Origin of the sequence: Alcaligenes phenolicus (assembly GCF_032063905.1) — a bacterium.
Lineage (GTDB): Bacteria > Pseudomonadota > Gammaproteobacteria > Burkholderiales > Burkholderiaceae_B > Alcaligenes > Alcaligenes phenolicus.
This window is the reverse complement of record NZ_DAMBOE010000004.1, coordinates 89,486-106,353: the sequence shown is the minus strand read 5'-3', so window position 1 is coordinate 106,353 and position 16,868 is coordinate 89,486. Positions and strand designations below refer to the sequence as shown.

The window sequence follows — 16,868 nt, the reverse complement described above, 5'->3', positions numbered from 1 at the left end:
CCACGACAATGAGCACACGAATCCTGACCCTTCTGATAGTGGCCTTCAGCGCCCTCTTATCCGCCTGCAGCACCAGCCCGCCGGCCCTGTATGTGCCGCCCGAGCAGCGTCGCCTCGAACAACAAGAGCAGCCCTGGCGCAATGACGAGCTACTCATCATCGCCTACCACGACGTGGAGGACCACGATCCTAACCAGGCGTACCTGAGCGTCAGTACCGAGCACCTGCGCCAGCAGTTTTCCTGGCTACAGGAAAACAACTATGTGCCCGTCAGCGTAGAGCAGATTATGCGCGCCCGCCAAGGTGTGGAGCCTCTGCCTGAAAAGGCAGTGCTGCTGTCATTTGACGACGGGTATCAAAGTTTCTATACCCGCGTGTTCCCGCTGCTCAAAGCCTATCACTGGCCTGCGCTGCTGGCCCCGGTCGGCAAATGGTTGGACACCCCCGACAATGAAAAAGTGGACTTTGGCGGTCTTCCCACCGAACGTTCGCGCTTTTTGCACTGGGCGCAAGTCGACGAAATGGCCAAATCCGGCTTGGTGGAAATCGGCGCGCACACCCAAAACATGCATTACGGTGCCATCGCCAACCCACAAGGCAATATCCAGCCGGTGGCTGCCGCACATCGCTACCTGACCGATCAGAAACGCTACGAGACCGATGCCGAGTACACCGCCCGCTTTCGCGAGGATGTGCGCGCCATCAGTGCCCGCGTCAAACAGCACGCCGGTAAGCCGCCGCGCGTCTGGGTCTGGCCCTATGGCCGGATCAGCGGTCTGGGCCTGCAAATTCTGGAGCAAGAAGGCTATCAGATGGCCCTGACGCTGACCGACGGCGTGGCCAACGTCCACGACCTGATGAATATGCCCCGCTATCTGGTGGATAACGACCCGGACATCAGCACCTTTGCAGGCTTTATCACCTCCCGTGAGGACCGTCAGGCCGAACGAGTGGTGCATGTGGATCTGGATTATGTGTACGACCCCGATCCGGCGCAGATGGAACGCAACTTGAGCGCCCTGGTGCAACGCATCGCAGACCTGAAACCACGTAGTGTCTATCTGCAAGCCTTCGCCGACCCCACTGGCGATGGCCTGGTGCGCGCGGTCTACTTCCCCAACCGCCACCTGCCCATGCGCGCCGACCTGTTCAACCGCACGGCCTGGCAATTAAGTTCGCGCGCCCACGTCAATGTCTTTGCATGGATGCCCGTGCTGGCCATCGAGACGTCCGAGCCGGTGCAACGCGTGCTGCAATGGCATGCCGACGGCAGCCCACCTTCCCTGCCCACACAAGGCTACCGCCGCCTGTCCCCCTTTGACCCTCGCACTCGCCAGATCATGGGCGATCTGTACGAAGACCTGGGACGCAGCGCCCTCTTCTTTGGTGTTGTATTCCATGACGATGCCACGCTGACCGACTTTGAAGATGCCTCGCCCGCCGCCCTGGACGCCTACGAAAACGCCGGCTTTGGCAGGGACATCAGGACGATACGAGCCAATCCCGAGCGGTTTGAGCGCTGGACGCGCTTTAAATCACAAGCCCTGATCGACTTGACCCGGGAACTAGCTGATCGGGTACGCAAGCAGCGCGGCCCGCAGATCAGTACGGCCCGCAATATGTACGCCCTACCGGTTCTGCAGCCCCAGAGCGAACAGTGGTTTGCCCAGAACCTGAACGATTTTCTGCAAGCCTATGACTGGACTGCCGTGATGGCCATGCCCCGCATGGAAGACATCCTCGATCAGCATGCCGTGACCTGGCTGAACGAGCTGGTCGATAAGGTGGCCAGCCACCCAGAAGGCCTGCGCCGCACCGTGTTCGAAGTGCAATCGGTCGATTGGCCCGGCCAAGGTCAACCATCCCGTCCGCTGGACTCCCATCTAGTGGCCGGCTGGCTCAATGCACTGACGGCAAGAGGGGCGCGACATGTCGGCTATTACCCCGACGACTTTGTCAACAATCAGCCCAAGATGAACGTGATTCGTCCGGAAATCACGATTGAATGGTATCCAACAAAAAATGATTGAACGACTGATCGCCCTATTGGCCCTGTGCCTGATCGTCGGAATTCCCCTGGGAATCACCGTCGCCCTGACCAGCCACCTACTGCTCTACTTCATCTTCATGTACCCGCTGTTCATGTCGGGCATATGGATAGGCGGCGGCTTGATCTTCTGGTTCCAGCATGAACGCCGCTGGACCTATAAACCACACGCCCCACCCGAACTGGAAGGCATGCCGCTGGTCAGCATCTTGATCCCCTGCTTTAACGAACAGGCCAACGCCCGCTCTACCATCCTGTCCGCGCTGAACCAGGTCTATCCCAACATCGAAGTCATCGCCATCAACGACGGCTCCAGCGACCGCACCGCCCAAGTGCTCAATGATCTGAGCGAGGAGTACGACAAGCTGCGCGTCATCCACCTGGCCCAGAACCAGGGCAAGGCACTGGCCCTGCGCATGGGAGCCCTGAGCGCCAGCGGCGATTACTTCGTGTGTATAGACGGGGATGCTTACCTGGACCCGGAAGGCGTCAATTACCTGGTCGCCCCCATGCTGCGTAACCCGGAAGTCGGTGCCACCACCGGTAATCCGCGCATCCGCACGCGCTCCACCCTGATCGGCCGCATCCAGGTTGGCGAGTTCTCCTCGATCATCGGGCTAATCAAGCGCACGCAGCGCGTCTACGGAAAAATCTTCACGATTTCCGGCGTGATCGCAGGCTTTCGTCGCCAGGCCTTGGACCAAGTGGACTACTGGAGTCTGGACATGATCACCGAAGACATCGATGTTACCTGGAAGTTGCAGCTGGTCGGCTGGCAGGTGTTCTATGAGCCGCGCGCCCTGTGCTGGGTGCTGATGCCCGAAACACTGAAAGGCCTGTTCAAGCAGCGTTTGCGCTGGGCTCAGGGCGGTGCGGAAACCTTCCTGAAATACACCCCGCAGGTGCTGCGCTGGGAAAACCGCGGCATGTGGCCCCTGACTCTGGAATACCTGTGTTCGACCTTATGGAGTTTCGCCCTGGGCGTAGCGATGCTGATCTGGTTGCTTGGACAAATGCTCCACTTGCCTGCCGCCACCCAGATCGACGGCCTGTTCCCGCCCTCGTTCACCGGTATGGTGCTGGCCGGCATGTGCCTGCTGCAGTTCGCCGTCAGTATCTGGATCGACCGTCGCTACGAGCCCGATCTGCCCCTGACGATGTTCTGGATCATCTGGTACCCATTTGTCTACTGGTTGATCAATTTTTTAACCACGCTGTGGAGTTTCCCCATGGTCATGCTGCGCCTGCGTCGCAAACGCGCCCGCTGGAGCAGTCCCGACCGGGGTATCAAGGAGCTGTCATGATCATCACGACCCAACGCCATCCCATCACTCGCTGGATAGACCGTCTACTGACCATCGCCGGCTGGTTCGTCTTCAGTTACCTGATCGCCAAAGGCTTGCTCCTATTGATCGGTCACACCATGGACAAAGCTGGCTACGAACAGATAGATCCGATCTTCCCAACCCTGACCACCTTTCTGTTCTACGGGGCGGTTCTGCTGACCAACGGCCTGCTACTGTTGGCCTGGTCACGCTGGCGACGCCAGCAGCGCCAGCAGCGCCACCTGCGCCAGGCTCTGTACCGCCAACGCAGCCGCTCGCATCGCGTCACGCAGCCCCCCCTGCCGCACTTTGATCACGAACAGATCGATACCGTGCGCCACAGTCGCATCGTCGTGCTCTACAACGCCCAGGACGGCGCGGTACAGCATGTAGAAGCAGCCAATCCGCTACCCATGCAGCAGGCAACCGGCCCACACGACGGAGAACCACTGACACCGCTGATCTTTCGTCCGCGCGCCTACCCCAAACAGCCTACGCCGAAGCAGTAGCACCGACGCAAAAACAGCCCTGTGCAAGGGCAAACAGCCTAGGAAATGCGGCTCATGTAATTGCAGATGGCCGTCTCTACCATAGTCAGTAACGCCGATGTATCAAGCCGTAAGGCGAAGGAACAACAGGTGCTGCAATGACAAAACCCTACCAACAAGGGGTCGTGCTGCTGGCAATGCTGTGTGTCATGAGCAGCGCCGCTTCACAACCAGGCAGAGATACCAGCAAGCCCAAACCGGCCAACTTCATGGAAGCCATCCGGCAGGCTGAAGTAGTTCGCAAGAACCTGTTTGACGATCCGCTCGCGGGCATCGTCATCAACCGCACCGTAACGGTGCAAGGACAAGACTTTTACCGCTACTTCAGCAATCGCTGGCGCGAGCTGACCGGGGCCAGTCCCTTCACCCTGACGGTGGTGGAGCGCCCGTCGGCCCGCTGGGGCAGCGAAATCTGGATCGAATACCGTCGCCAGCGCATGTATCACGCTTTTCTCACGCCCGCGCGTTCCGGCACAAAGAAGGCCAGTGAGCGGGCTGTGGATCTTGTTCTGGAAAACGTCAATAAAAGCGAGATCGAACGCGTACTCACCAACAACCCGGACCTTGCTCCGGACGAACTTTAATAAGAGAGACATAACGTGAAGACCTTCCTGCCCCTTGCCTCTATTGTGCTGACCGGTGCGCTATTTGCTCCCGTCCATGCAACCGAACTGATATATACCCCCGTCAATCCCAATTTCGGCGGCAGCCCGCTCAATGGGCAATGGCTACTGAACTCGGCCCAGGTCACCAACAAGCACACGGACCCCGACGCCGAAGACCTGGGCTCATCCTTTGAGCAGCGCACGCCCTTCCAGGACTTCAACGATCAGTTGGAGCGCTCGGTACTCAGTCGCCTGGCCTCGGCCGCGTCCTCGCAGTTTGTGGACAGCAACGGCAAATTTGTGCCCGGGACCTTCGAGACCGGCAGCTTTACTGTCAGCGTCGTCGATATCGGCGGCGGAGCACTGACGATCACCACTACGGACCGGATCACCGGCGCTTCCACTACTTTCCGAGTGATGCAACCATGATGAGCACAGTGACCGTCCTGACCGCGCGCCCAACGCGCCTGTTAAGCGTGCTGGCCCTGACCTGGGCCCTGGCTGCCTGCGCCGTCCCCTCCACCCCGGCCGAAGTCAAAGGCTCTGCCTACCTGACGCCCGCCTCGCCAGCCACGCACGATCTGCTGGAGCTGCCCGCGCCCGCCCAGCGCCTGACCGTGGCCGTCTACGGGTTTCGTGACCAGACTGGCCAATACAAGCCCAATCCGGACAGCTCCTTTTCCACCTCAGTCACCCAGGGAGCCGCCGCCCTGCTGGTCAAAGCCCTGCGTGACTCGCGCTGGTTCACTCCGGTCGAGCGCGAAAGCCTGCAGGAACTGCTGACCGAGCGGCGCATCGTGCGCGCCCTGGACGGATCGCAGGAAAACGGCCAGCGCACCGCCATCAACATCCCGCCACTAGCCCCGGCCGAAATCATGATGGATGGAGGCATCATCTCCTATGAAAGCAATGTGCGCACGGGCGGCGCGGGCGCACGTTTCCTGGGCGTAGGCCTGTCTACCCAGTATCGGGTTGACCAAGTCACGGTCAACCTGCGGGCCATCGACGTGCGCACCGGCAACATTTTGCAAAGCGTGTCCACCACCAAGACCATCTTTTCCTACGAAGTCCGGCCCAGCGTCTACAAGTTCGTGAACTTCAAAGACCTGCTGGAAATCGAGGCTGGCGTAACCAACAACGAACCGGCCCAGCTCTCGGTCAAAGAGGCCATTGAATCGGCGGTGGTGCATCTGATCGTGCAAGGCATGAAGGAAGGCCAATGGCGACTGCGAAACGAGTCCGACCGTAACAACCCCATCGTGCAGAACTACATGAAGCAAAACGAAACCTATCGCAGCATGCGCACCCAGACCGCTGTGGCCGATCCTGAGGCCACGCAAGCTAATGAAGCCACAAGCAATGAGGTGCAGACCGCTCCAGTCACCGGCAGTTGAACACGAGCAGACAGCGCGGTGGTTCCGAGAAGACCGGCCACCGCTCTCTTTCCTAACAACGGTCTTCGACATGCACTGAGGAGAAGTATATGAACGGCAAACTGTCCACATTAGCTATTGCCCTGGGCACCGCGCTGGCCCTGCCCACACTGGCGCTGGCTGACAACGCCACCGTGACGCAGACCGGCAATTTCAACAAAGGCGTAGTTCTTCAAAACCACAATGCCAACGCCAACGCGACCATCGACGTGAAGGGAGACCGCAACGACGATTACATCAACCAGTGGGATAACGGTACGGTTCGCACCACCGTGAAGGTCATCAACGGCAACGACAACAAGGCCGTGGTGGAACAAAGCCGCAGCGGCGGCAACTCCACGATCACCATCACCCAGTCACGCAACCGCAACGACGCCTTTGCCAGCCAATGGCAGGCCAACGGATCGCAAATCGGCATCAAGCAATTACGCTCGGACAACAAGGCGGTTGTGGAACAAGTCCGCAGCACTGGTGACCAGGCCTGGGTAAACCAAACGGGACAAATGGGCGATGCCTATGTCAATCAATACCGAACCCGTGACGCACTGGCTGTCATCAACGACAGCGGCGCGCGCAACGACTCAGTCATTGAGCAAGACAACAGCAGCCATGTCAACGCCTTCATTACCCAATCGGGGTACAAAGGAGATGCGTACATCAATCAATACAAAAGCATGAGCTCGACCGCCAGCATCACCGACAGCGGCAAGTACGACAAAGGCGTGATCGATCAGTGGAATGTCTCCAACTCGAACGCCTCCATCGTCCAGGGCGGTGGCCACAAAAATGATGCCACTATCAGCCAAACCGGCACGTGGTGGGGCAATTCGGATCGCCTGCATGCCAGTATTGTCCAGATCGGCTCGCATAACAAAGCCGTTACTGAACAGACCGGCTACAGCAACGACAGCAACATCATCCAAAGTGGCCTGGGTAATGACGCCTACAACTCCCAAGCAGGCATCGGCAACGATTCCTACATCAGCCAGAGCGGCGGCTATAACAAGGCCGTGGTTACCCAGGTCGGTTTCAACCTGGATTCGTCGGTTATGCAGAACGGTTGGGGCAACCGCGCCCAAGTGGTGCAAAGCGGCCTGAACCACAACAGTACCGTCACCCAGACGGGTAATTTCAACAATGCGTATGTAAACCAACATTAACCGGCTGATGTAAGCCAAATGTCAGCGGCAATATGTTATATAGTAGGCGCCGCTGACAACACTCAAGCTATTGATATGTAAGCGGTTTAGGGATTATGGAGCATAGGAGTAACCCGAGTTTATAAGGCTTTCCAGATACCTGATCCGAACTTTTGGGCACGGTATGACGTTTAAAACATCAAAATTTAACCAAAACAAACAATGATTAACAGTTTCACATGATTCGTCCGTTCTGAATGCGTCTAGCCATCTGAAAATTAGGCTGCCAACAGGAATGAAGAAAAGAAAATACCCATAACTACCAAAGACAATGACACATGCAATCCAACCCACAAAAGGCTTATTCAACGTAATGACATAGAGCCCATGACGCAGCGAGGGAGACATAAAATGACAACAATTATCATCGTAGAACCACACACCTTATACAGGTTGGGTATCGTACGGCTGCTGGCAGACACCCTGCCCAGCGCGGAACTGCTCAGCATGGACTACGAATCTATGGAAACCGGTCTGCAGACACGATGTTGTGAGCTGCTGCTATTGTCGGTGCCATCGGCCAAGGCCTGTTTGAAGCTGCTGGCTGATGCGCACCGCAGCCTGCAACCCAGCGCCGTACTCCTGATAGCCGAGTCCCACTACGCCTTGCCTGCGCTTCAAGACATGCCTGCCGGCGTTATGGGACATTTGCTCAAGACCGCCACACCGGAATTAATGGCGGCTTCGATCAATCTGGTGTTGGCCGGCGGCTCCTGTTTTCCATCGCCTGCGCCCCAGCGTCAAACGACGGCAATGGCCGCGCCTGTAACCCAGCCATCAAGTCCATCGCCGTTCCAAGCTCATTCCGACAAGCTGATTACGTCCTACGAGCCCATACGCTGGCCACCCGCCGATCCTGAAACAGACCATCTTGACGAAGCACGGCTGTTGGGCCTGACACCGCGCCAGTATGAAGTGCTGGTGTTATTGGCACGCGGCATGACCATCAAGGGCGTGGCCCGGCAGTTGAATATTTCATCGGCTACAGCCAAGGCGCATGCTGAAACCCTGTATATGCGGATGAACGTACACAACCGTAACGAGGCCGTCTATCACGCGGTCTCCAAAGGAGCCAGGCTAGGGATGCCCCACACTCACATCGAAAAAGCCTGCTAATCGCAGGCTTTCTCTATTACAGCATCCCTAGTTGCAAGCGGGCTGATTCACTCATACGTTCCCGGCTCCACGGTGGATCCCAAACCAGATCCACTACGGCCTTCTCTACGCCCTGGATAGTCTCCAGCTTGTAGCGGGCCTCATCAGCAATCATGGTGCCCATACCGCAACCAGGAGCCGTCAGCGTCATTTCCATGGTGATGGAGAACGCTTCCGGACCAGTCTGGTTCACATGACAAGCGTACACCAAGCCCAGATTAACGATATCGACCGGAATTTCCGGATCATAAACGCTAGCCAGCACAATCCAGGCAGCATCTTCAATGGTTTTTTCGCTCAGGGGCAGCTCGGGTACAAACACTTCGGGCTTGTCCTGGGACTCAAAACCCAGCGCATCGGCATCGACACCTTCAATCCGGTACAGGTTGCCCTCTACCATCACGGTATAGCTGCCACCCAGCTTCTGGGTAATCGTTGCTGTACAACCCGCCTCGATCGTAACGGGAGCACCGTAAGGGATACTGACAGCCGGACAATCCCGGCTGACCAGCACATCATGTCGTTCAAAATAGCTCATGGCTTGTTTGCGCCTTTATTCGGTTTGCGCGGTTTCTTTGGCCTGATTGATGGCGTTATGCAGGGTATGCCAGGCCAAAGTGGCACATTTAACCCGTGCGGGGAATTCACGCACACCAGATAACACTTCCAGCTTGCCCAGATCTCGATCGGGATGGGCCTCTGTCAACATGGCGTGCATATCTTGAAATAGAGACTCAAACTCGGCCAGACTCAGGCCCTTTACGGCTTCGGTCATCAAGGATGCCGAAGCCTTGGAAATAGCGCAGCCATGCCCCACAAAGCTGACTTTCTGCACAATGCCGTCTTCAACCACGGCGTACACAGCCAGTTGATCCCCGCACAGAGGATTGTGGCCATTGGCAAAATGGCTGGCGTTTTCTATTACTTCAAAGTTACGCGGGCTACGGTTATGGTCAAAAATGACCTCTTGGTAGAGCTCGCGCAGCCCGTTGAAATCCTGGCTCATTTAGCCAACTCCAAATAGTTTTTGAGCTTTGCGCAGGCTGCCCAGCAAAGCATCAATATCAGCGTAATCGTTGTACAAGGCAAAGGAGGCACGAGCGGTACCTGGAATACCAAAGCGCGTCATCAAGGGCATGGCACAGTGGTGACCGGCACGCACAGCAACGCCGTCCATGTCCAGAATCGTGCCCAGATCGTGCGGGTGAATACCGTCGACCAGGAAAGACACAATGCCTGCCTTATGTGCCGCCGTACCAATAATGCGAATACCGGGCATGGCTAGCAAGGCTTCGGTGGCGTAGTCCAGCAGCAGCGCTTCATGGTCGGCAATACGCTGCATGCCTATACCCATCACATAATCGATGGCGGCAGCCATGGTAATGGCACCCGCGATATTGGGTGTACCTGCCTCAAAACGCTGTGGTACAGGCGCGTAATTGCTTTGCTCGAAACTGACGGTGGTGATCATGTCACCGCCGCCCATCCAGGGCGACATGCTGTCCAGAATCTCATAACGCACGTACAGAGCACCCATACCGGTGGGGCCGTACAGCTTGTGCGCCGAAAACGTGTAGAAGTCAGCATCCAGAGCCTGCACGTCCACCACACCGTGGGGAACGGATTGGGCCCCGTCTACCAACACCTTGGCGCCGACGGCATGAGCCTGACGGGTCATTTCAGCAACGGGGTTGATCGTGCCCAGGGCATTGGATACATGGACCAAGCCCAGCAAGCGGGTTTTCTCGTTAAGCAGCTGCTTGAACGCTTCCTGATCCAGCTCGCCGTTGTCCAGCACAGGCACCACGCGGATGACCGCGCCTGTGCGTTGAGCCACAAGCTGCCAAGGCACGATGTTGGAGTGATGCTCCAGGCCTGTCAGCAGGATTTCATCACCCGCCTTCAAGTTGTCCATGCCCCAGCTATAGGCCACCAGGTTGATGGATTCTGTGGTGCCACGCGTAAATACAATTTCTTCATCGCGCGCGGCATTCAGAAATGCCCGCACTGTACTTCTGGCCTGATCGTACAGCTCAGTAGCATGCTGAGACAGCCAATGCACACCACGGTGGATGTTGGCATTGGACTGCTCATAGAATCGCGCCTCGGCTTCAATGACCGAGCGCGGCTTTTGCGTCGTCGCGCCATTGTCCAGATAGGACAGGCGTTGGCCCCGGATGGGGCGAGCCAGGATAGGAAAATCCTCGCGGTGATTCAGCAAACCAGCAGCAGTTACGGGCATAGGCGCATTCATGCAAGATCTCCAAGGGCAAGACCGCCAGGCAACAAAGCATTAATACCGACTGTGGCACGGCTACGCAGGCTCTCGGACGCGATGCGCTCCAGAGACTGAGCGGCAAATGCGTAAATCAGCATATTGCGTGCATCTTCCATGGTCATGCCACGCGAGCGCAGGTAGAACAGGCTATCTGCATCCAGCTGACCCACAGTGGCACCGTGTGCACACTTGACGTCGTCGGCGTAGATTTCCAACTCAGGGCGGGAGTCTGCACGTGCCATCTTGGACAAGAGCAAGCTGTCCGAACGCTGTACCGAATCCGTACCATCCGCGCCCTTGCCTACCAATACACGACCACTGAAGACACCACGGGCGGTGTCGGCCAAAATGCCACGGTAGAACTCACGGCTTTGGCAGTTAGGCTGAGCGTGATCAATGATGGTGTTGTGGTCCACGTGACGGCGGCCGTCCACAAAATACAAACCATTGAACAAGGTTTCGCAGCGCTCGCCGTTGAAAACAGTAGCAATATCGTTACGGGCTATACGAGCACCGAAAGACAGGGAGTGCGAATTGAATACCGAACCACGACCTTGCTGCACATCGATTGCGGCCAAGTGGAAGTCTTGCAAGGCTTCTTGCTGCAGCTTCATGTGTGTCAGGTTGGCATCAGGAGCCACGTTCAGGCGAGTCACGGCGCTGCTCAAGGAAGCATCCGTTCCTTCCTGACCCACGTAGTGCTCAACCACCGTTGCACTGGCACCAGATTCCAAAGAAATCAGGTTGCGCGTGAAGCTGGCACTGCCACCTTGAGTGCGTACAAAAACCAGATGAACAGGCTGTTCCAGATGCTTGCCAGCGGCAATATGCAAGGCAGCGCCATCCTGGGCCAAAGCCAGGTTCAAGGCAGCCGTCGAGGCGCCCAGGGACTCGTCCCCGTAAGCCTGCTGCAGCCAGTCTGCATCCTGTTCCAGACAGGTACTGAGTGCGGACAAACGCACGCCTGCTGGCAACTCATTCAGGTGCGACAAGGCCGCATCGTAGTGACCATCCACAAAGACCAGGAAATACCCGTCTTCTTGCTGGCGCACCGACGCCACCAGTTCTGCGGCCGAAGCCGACTTCTGAGGCGCAAAGCTTTGTTGTTCCAGCAAAGCCAAAGAGGTGTGATGCCAGGCTTCAATACGCGTAGTTGGCCAGCCTTCTTGTGCGAAACGATCCAGCGCGCGCTGACGCACGGCGCTTAGCCAAGGCAGGCCGGCTCCAGGTGCTTGTGCAGCCTGAGCGGCAAAGCTGTTGACCCAATCCGGCAGACTCATACCGCAGCTCCCTTGGCTTTTTGTTCGGCGGCTGCTTGTTCCAGCACCCAACCGTAGCCACGCTCTTCCAGTTCCAGAGCCAATTCACGGCCACCGGAACGAATGATCTTGCCACCGGCCAACACGTGCACAAAGTCAGGCACGATGTAGTCCAGCAGACGTTGGTAGTGAGTGATCACCAGCAAGGAACGCTCGGGGGAACGCAGACGGTTCACGCCGTCAGCCACCACACGCAAAGCGTCAATATCCAGACCGGAGTCGGTTTCGTCCAGGATGGCCAGCTTGGGTTCCAGCAGGCTCATTTGCAGAACTTCGTTGCGTTTCTTTTCGCCGCCGGAAAAGCCTTCGTTCACGGAGCGATACAGAAACTCTTCGCGCATGCCAACCGTCTTCATTTCCTCTTTGACACGCTTGAGGAAGTCCATGGCATCCAGCTCAGGCAAGCCCTGATGACGGCGCACGGCGTTCACGGAAGCGCGCAGGAAGTAGGCGTTGGACACACCGGGAATTTCGATGGGGTACTGGAAGGCCAGGAACAGACCGGAACGGGCACGGTCTTCAATCTTCATTTCCAGCAGGTCTTGACCCAGCCAATCAACCGAACCGCCTTCCACGGTGTAGTCTTCACGACCGGCCAGAACCTGGGACAAGGTGCTCTTGCCCGAGCCGTTCGGGCCCATGATGGCGTGGACTTCACCGGGTTTGATTTCCAGGTTCAGACCTTTAAGGATAGGTTTATCTTCAACCGAAGCGCGCAAATCTTTAATCGTCAGCATTTCATTATTCTCCTTAACCTACACTGCCTTCCAAGCTGACGCCGAGCAAATTCTGTGCTTCGACCGCAAACTCCATGGGCAATTCTTTAATCACTTCTTTACAAAAGCCGTTCACGATCATGGAGACGGCATCTTCAGCAGTCAGGCCGCGCTGCATGGCATAAAAGAGCTGGTCCTCGCCAATGCGCGAAGCGGTTGCTTCGTGTTCCACACTGGCGCTGGGATTCTGCACTTCCATGGTTGGGAAGGTGTGTGCAGCGCAGCGCTTGCCGATCAGCAGCGAATCACACTGGGTGTAATTGCGGGCGTTTTCTGCCTTGGGGGTAATACGAACCAGGCCGCGATAGGTATTGATACCTTGGCCAGCCGAAATCCCCTTGGAGATAATCGTGCTGCGGGTATTGCGACCCATATGAATCATTTTGGTGCCGGTATCGGCTTGCTGGCGGTGGTTGCTCAGGGCGACCGAGTAGAACTCGCCTTGGGAATCATCACCGCGCAGCACCACGCTGGGGTACTTCCAGGTGATGGCCGAGCCAGTTTCAACCTGCGTCCAGGAGATGTGCGAACGTGCGCCACGGCATTCGCCACGCTTGGTGACGAAGTTGTAAATACCACCCACGCCGTCCTTATCACCGGGATACCAGTTTTGTACGGTGGAGTACTTGATCTTGGCGTCGTCCAAGGCGACCAGTTCCACGACCGCTGCGTGCAATTGGTTTTCATCGCGCATCGGCGCCGTACAGCCTTCCAGATAGCTGACCGAAGCGCCCTCTTCTGCAATGATCAAGGTACGCTCGAACTGGCCGGTGTCGCGGGCATTGATACGGAAGTAGGTGGACAGCTCCATCGGGCAGCGTACGCCTTTGGGGATGAACACAAAGGAGCCATCGGAGAACACGGCCGAGTTCAGGGCGGCGTAGAAGTTGTCGCTAGGAGGGACAACCGTACCCAGGTACTTTTTCACCAGTTCCGGATATTCACGCACGGCCTCGGAAAAGGAACAGAAGATCACGCCCACTTCTTCCAGCTCTTTGCGGAAGGTGGTGGCAACCGAGACCGAGTCAAACACGGCGTCAACAGCCACACCGGCCAGACGAGCGCGTTCGTGCAAGGGCACACCCAGTTTTTCATAGGTGCGCAGCAATTCAGGGTCCACCTCGTCCAGGCTCTTGGGGCCGTCGGCCTTGCTCTTGGGCGCAGAGTAGTAGCTGATGTCCTGGAAGTCGATAGGTGGATATTCCACAATCGACCACTTGGGATACTTCATGGTCAGCCACTGGCGATAAGCAGCCAGGCGCCATTCCAGCATGAACTCCGGTTCGCGTTTTTTCGCGGACAGGAAACGGATGACGTCTTCGTTCAGACCTTTCGGTATGGTTTCAGACTCGATGTCGGTGACAAAGCCTGCCTCGTAATCACGATCGAGGAAGGTGTCCAGATGTTCGTTGACGGTACTCATTCGGTTAACTCCACGTTGGAGGTGTTCGCCTTGTTTCTGTTTTTCAATTCGGGACCCGGCTTGTGTGTCAGGGGAAATTCGTTAACAGGCACGCGTATCATGTCTGCAACACTGACCTCTTCGAGGGTGCGCCGGACAATATCGTTGATACGCTGCCAATTACTGCGTATATGACAATCTGACTCCACGGAACAGGCTCCAGGAGTAGCTACACATTCAGTCAAGCCAAAGGGCTGATCTTCCAGTGCATCAATAATCTGCGCTACACTTATCTGTTTGGCGGGGCGGCCCAACACATACCCTCCGCGTGCGCCTCGGCTGCTGATGACCAGCTCGTGCTGGCCCAGCAGTTTAAGCACCTTGCTGACAGTCGGTTGGCCCAAACCCAGGATGGCGGCCAAGTCAGACGCACTGAACACACGGTCTGGATCGCCAGCCATGTGTGTCAGCACCAAAGTGCCGTAATCAATGATTTTACTGATTCGCAGCATTCCTTCTCTCTGAACAGGTCGTAGAGCCATATAGTACCGCTTTGGTACTATATGGTCAAATTATCCCTCCAGACTTTGCTGGATATTCCACATGCGGGCATAGGCGCCATCCAGGGCTAAAAGCTCGCTGTGCGTGCCCTGCTCCACGATCTGTCCGCGCTCCAGAACAAGAATCAAATCCGCGTCCGTAATCGTGGAAAGACGGTGAGCAATGATCAAGGTGGTTCGGTCGCGAGCAATCTCGTTCAACTCCGCCTGAATCGCCCGTTCCGTACGCGTGTCCAGCGCACTGGTGGCTTCATCCAGAATCAGCACCGGCGGATTCTTCAGCAAGGTACGGGCAATGGCCACGCGCTGCTTTTCGCCTCCGGACAACTTCAAGCCACGTTCGCCCACGATGGTCTCGTAACCATCGGGCAGGCTTTCGATGAAGTCGTGGATACTGGCGGCCCGTGCTGCTGCCACGATCTGCTCTTTGCTGGCATCAGGGCGGCCATAGGCAATATTGTGCAAAATCGTATCGTTGAACAGGACCGTGTCCTGGGGAACGATACCGATATGACGACGCAAGCTCTCTTGCGTCCATTCGCGCAGCTCGCGATTGTTGAACAGGATGCGGCCTTCAGTCACATCGTAGAAACGGAACAAAAGACGCGACAAGGTGGATTTACCTGCGCCCGAAGAACCCACTACCGCTACGGTCTTGCCTGCGGGAATCTCGAAACTCAGGTTCTGGATGACTTTGCGGCGGCTGTCGTAGGCAAAGCTGACGTTCTCGAAACGCACACCCGCCTGCTCACAGGACAAGACCTGGGCATTCGGCGCATCTTTCACCTCTTGCTTGCGACGCAGCAAGGAGAACAGGCGCTCCATATCAGCCAGGGAGTTCTTGATTTCGCGGTAAACAAAACCCAGAAAGTTCAAAGGCGCATACAGCTGGGTCAGGAAGGCAGACACCAGCACAACATCCCCCACCGTCATGGTTCCGGCCAGCACACCTTGCGCCGACATGAACAGCAAGGCCGTCACCCCAACACTGATAATCGAGGCCTGACCAATATTGAGCAGATTCAGCGACACCTGATTACGCACGGCAGCCTGGACCCACTGGCCCATATTCTGATCGTAGCGATTGATCTCGTAATCCTCGTTACCGAAGTATTTGACTGTCTCGTAATTGAGCAAGGCATCAATGGCGCGTGAGTTGGCACGACTGTCCAAGTCGTTCATGGCTCGCCGATAACGCATGCGCCGTTCAGTCACCAGCAAGGTGAACACAATATAGGCAGCAATCGTCCCCAAGGTCACCGCCGCGAAGGCCCAGTCGTATCGCCAGAGCAAGATGCCACAAACCAGAGCAATTTCCAGCAAGGTAGGCAGGATATTGAAAACCAGGAAATTCAGTAGAAAACTGACGCCTTTGGTGCCCCGCTCAATATCACGGCTCAAGCCACCTGTCTGGCGTTCGGTATGAAAGCGCAAGGACAGATCCAGCAGGTGTCGAAAGACGTGGTTCGCAATCAGCCGCACCGACCCTTGCGTGACTCGCGCAAACAAGGCATCCCGTATTTCACCAAAAGCGCTGGAGGCCAGACGTACAGCGCCATATCCCAACAAGGCGGCCACCGGCAGCATCAAAGCCGTAGCGGGCAGGCTCAGCGCATCGATCACCTGCTTCAGGTAGATCGGCATCATCACGGTGGCGACTTTTGCCAGCAGCAAACAGGACAAGGCCAGGACCACGCGAGTCTTGAATCGCCAAACGTAAGGAAATAAGGATTTCAGGGTGCTCAGACCACCGGAGACACCATCAAGCACTTCAGGACGAGGAGGCACACGCAATAGGTCCGAGTCCAACAGCACAAAGCCGAAGAACCGCGGACAGCTTAAAAATAAGTTGCAGCACAACGCTGAAATCAAGGCAGGACAAGCAGACTACGCTTTCCACTGGCAGGCAGGCCCTGCCATGTCCTTGATACGAATACAGAAATGAGGTTCTACGCCTGGGAAATTATCAAAACAGCCAGGCAGCACATAACAAATAAGTATAGCCTTTTGAGTCGCTTATCCCTGCCAAGACCCTGCCGTCGGCGTGCTTGTTTGGCAGATTATTGGCCTGCAAACCACAGTCACGAAAACAATGGACCAGAGCAGCAAGCATACCGTGCTGAAAATCGGGAAATTCAAGGCTTGTCACTGCAAAGAAAATGCTGGCAATCCAGCACTTTGTTACCTTCAAGCCTTCAACGAAAGGCATACAATACCTGCT

At 56.7% G+C, this 16,868-nt stretch carries 17 protein-coding genes; 8 read left to right on the top strand and 9 right to left on the bottom strand.

Translation table 11 applies throughout. The annotated features are described in order from the left end of the window. Nucleotides 1-8: 8 nt before the first annotated feature. From pgaB to U2949_RS10080, 8 genes are all read left to right on the top strand, one after another. Entirely contained in the window at nt 9-2,030 is a 2,022-nt protein-coding gene (pgaB, locus tag U2949_RS10115) for a poly-beta-1,6-N-acetyl-D-glucosamine N-deacetylase PgaB (RefSeq protein WP_321287503.1), read from the top strand. Further along, complete coding sequence (gene pgaC / locus U2949_RS10110; protein WP_321287501.1) at nt 2,023-3,351, top strand: poly-beta-1,6-N-acetyl-D-glucosamine synthase; 1,329 nt, start codon at nt 2,023-2,025, stop codon at nt 3,349-3,351. The genes pgaB and pgaC overlap by 8 nt, the downstream gene beginning before the upstream one ends. Then, a complete protein-coding gene (gene pgaD, locus U2949_RS10105) occupies nt 3,348-3,881 on the top strand; it encodes a poly-beta-1,6-N-acetyl-D-glucosamine biosynthesis protein PgaD (protein WP_321287499.1) in 534 nt (177 codons plus the stop codon). Before pgaC ends, pgaD begins: the two co-directional genes overlap by 4 nt. Nucleotides 3,882-4,018: 137 nt before the next feature. Then, nucleotides 4,019-4,504, top strand: a complete 486-nt coding sequence (locus U2949_RS10100) for a curli production assembly/transport protein CsgE (RefSeq protein ID WP_321287497.1) — start codon at nt 4,019-4,021, stop codon at nt 4,502-4,504. Between the two features lie 15 nt (nt 4,505-4,519). Further along, nucleotides 4,520-4,954: a curli assembly protein CsgF gene (locus tag U2949_RS10095; RefSeq protein ID WP_321287496.1), complete on the top strand. Its 435-nt coding sequence runs from the start codon at nt 4,520-4,522 to the stop codon at nt 4,952-4,954. Then, entirely contained in the window at nt 4,951-5,919 is a 969-nt protein-coding gene (locus tag U2949_RS10090) for a CsgG/HfaB family protein (protein ID WP_407654177.1), read from the top strand. The genes U2949_RS10095 and U2949_RS10090 overlap by 4 nt, the downstream gene beginning before the upstream one ends. A gap of 89 nt (nt 5,920-6,008) precedes the next feature. Then, on the top strand, nt 6,009-7,118 hold the full coding sequence (locus tag U2949_RS10085) for a curlin-associated protein (RefSeq protein ID WP_321287489.1): 1,110 nt from the start codon (nt 6,009-6,011) through the stop codon (nt 7,116-7,118). A gap of 390 nt (nt 7,119-7,508) precedes the next feature. Next, nucleotides 7,509-8,273, top strand: a complete 765-nt coding sequence (locus tag U2949_RS10080) for a response regulator transcription factor (protein ID WP_321287487.1) — start codon at nt 7,509-7,511, stop codon at nt 8,271-8,273. 16 nt (nt 8,274-8,289) lie between these two features. Here U2949_RS10080 and sufT read toward each other — a convergent pair whose 3' ends face one another. The 9 genes from sufT to U2949_RS10035 all read right to left on the bottom strand — a co-directional run bounded on the left by sufT (nt 8,290) and on the right by U2949_RS10035 (nt 16,856). After that, entirely contained in the window at nt 8,290-8,850 is a 561-nt protein-coding gene (gene sufT / locus U2949_RS10075; protein ID WP_026482664.1) for a putative Fe-S cluster assembly protein SufT, read from the bottom strand. A gap of 15 nt (nt 8,851-8,865) precedes the next feature. Next, nucleotides 8,866-9,318, bottom strand: coding sequence for a Fe-S cluster assembly sulfur transfer protein SufU (sufU, locus tag U2949_RS10070; protein ID WP_009454366.1), 453 nt, complete (start codon nt 9,316-9,318; stop codon nt 8,866-8,868). After that, nucleotides 9,319-10,566, bottom strand: coding sequence for a cysteine desulfurase (locus U2949_RS10065; RefSeq protein ID WP_063692786.1), 1,248 nt, complete (start codon nt 10,564-10,566; stop codon nt 9,319-9,321). It abuts the gene before it with no gap. Continuing rightward, nucleotides 10,563-11,870, bottom strand: coding sequence for a Fe-S cluster assembly protein SufD (gene sufD, locus U2949_RS10060; RefSeq protein ID WP_026482666.1), 1,308 nt, complete (start codon nt 11,868-11,870; stop codon nt 10,563-10,565). The genes U2949_RS10065 and sufD overlap by 4 nt, the downstream gene beginning before the upstream one ends. Continuing rightward, nucleotides 11,867-12,646 carry a Fe-S cluster assembly ATPase SufC gene (gene sufC, locus U2949_RS10055; protein WP_009454372.1) on the bottom strand — a complete coding sequence of 260 codons (780 nt, stop codon included), beginning with the start codon at nt 12,644-12,646 and terminating at the stop codon, nt 11,867-11,869. The genes sufD and sufC overlap by 4 nt, the downstream gene beginning before the upstream one ends. Nucleotides 12,647-12,659: 13 nt before the next feature. Continuing rightward, a complete protein-coding gene (gene sufB, locus U2949_RS10050) occupies nt 12,660-14,108 on the bottom strand; it encodes a Fe-S cluster assembly protein SufB (RefSeq protein WP_009454374.1) in 1,449 nt (482 codons plus the stop codon). Then, nucleotides 14,105-14,599: an SUF system Fe-S cluster assembly regulator gene (locus U2949_RS10045; RefSeq protein ID WP_003800349.1), complete on the bottom strand. Its 495-nt coding sequence runs from the start codon at nt 14,597-14,599 to the stop codon at nt 14,105-14,107. The genes sufB and U2949_RS10045 overlap by 4 nt, the downstream gene beginning before the upstream one ends. A 60-nt stretch (nt 14,600-14,659) precedes the next feature. Further along, nucleotides 14,660-16,441 (bottom strand): ABCB family ABC transporter ATP-binding protein/permease, encoded by a 1,782-nt coding sequence (locus U2949_RS10040; protein WP_321287483.1) that lies wholly within the window; start codon nt 16,439-16,441, stop codon nt 14,660-14,662. Nucleotides 16,442-16,613: 172 nt separating this feature from the next. Further along, nucleotides 16,614-16,856 carry a hypothetical protein gene (locus U2949_RS10035; RefSeq protein WP_321287481.1) on the bottom strand — a complete coding sequence of 81 codons (243 nt, stop codon included), beginning with the start codon at nt 16,854-16,856 and terminating at the stop codon, nt 16,614-16,616. Between the last annotated feature and the right edge of the window lie 12 nt (nt 16,857-16,868).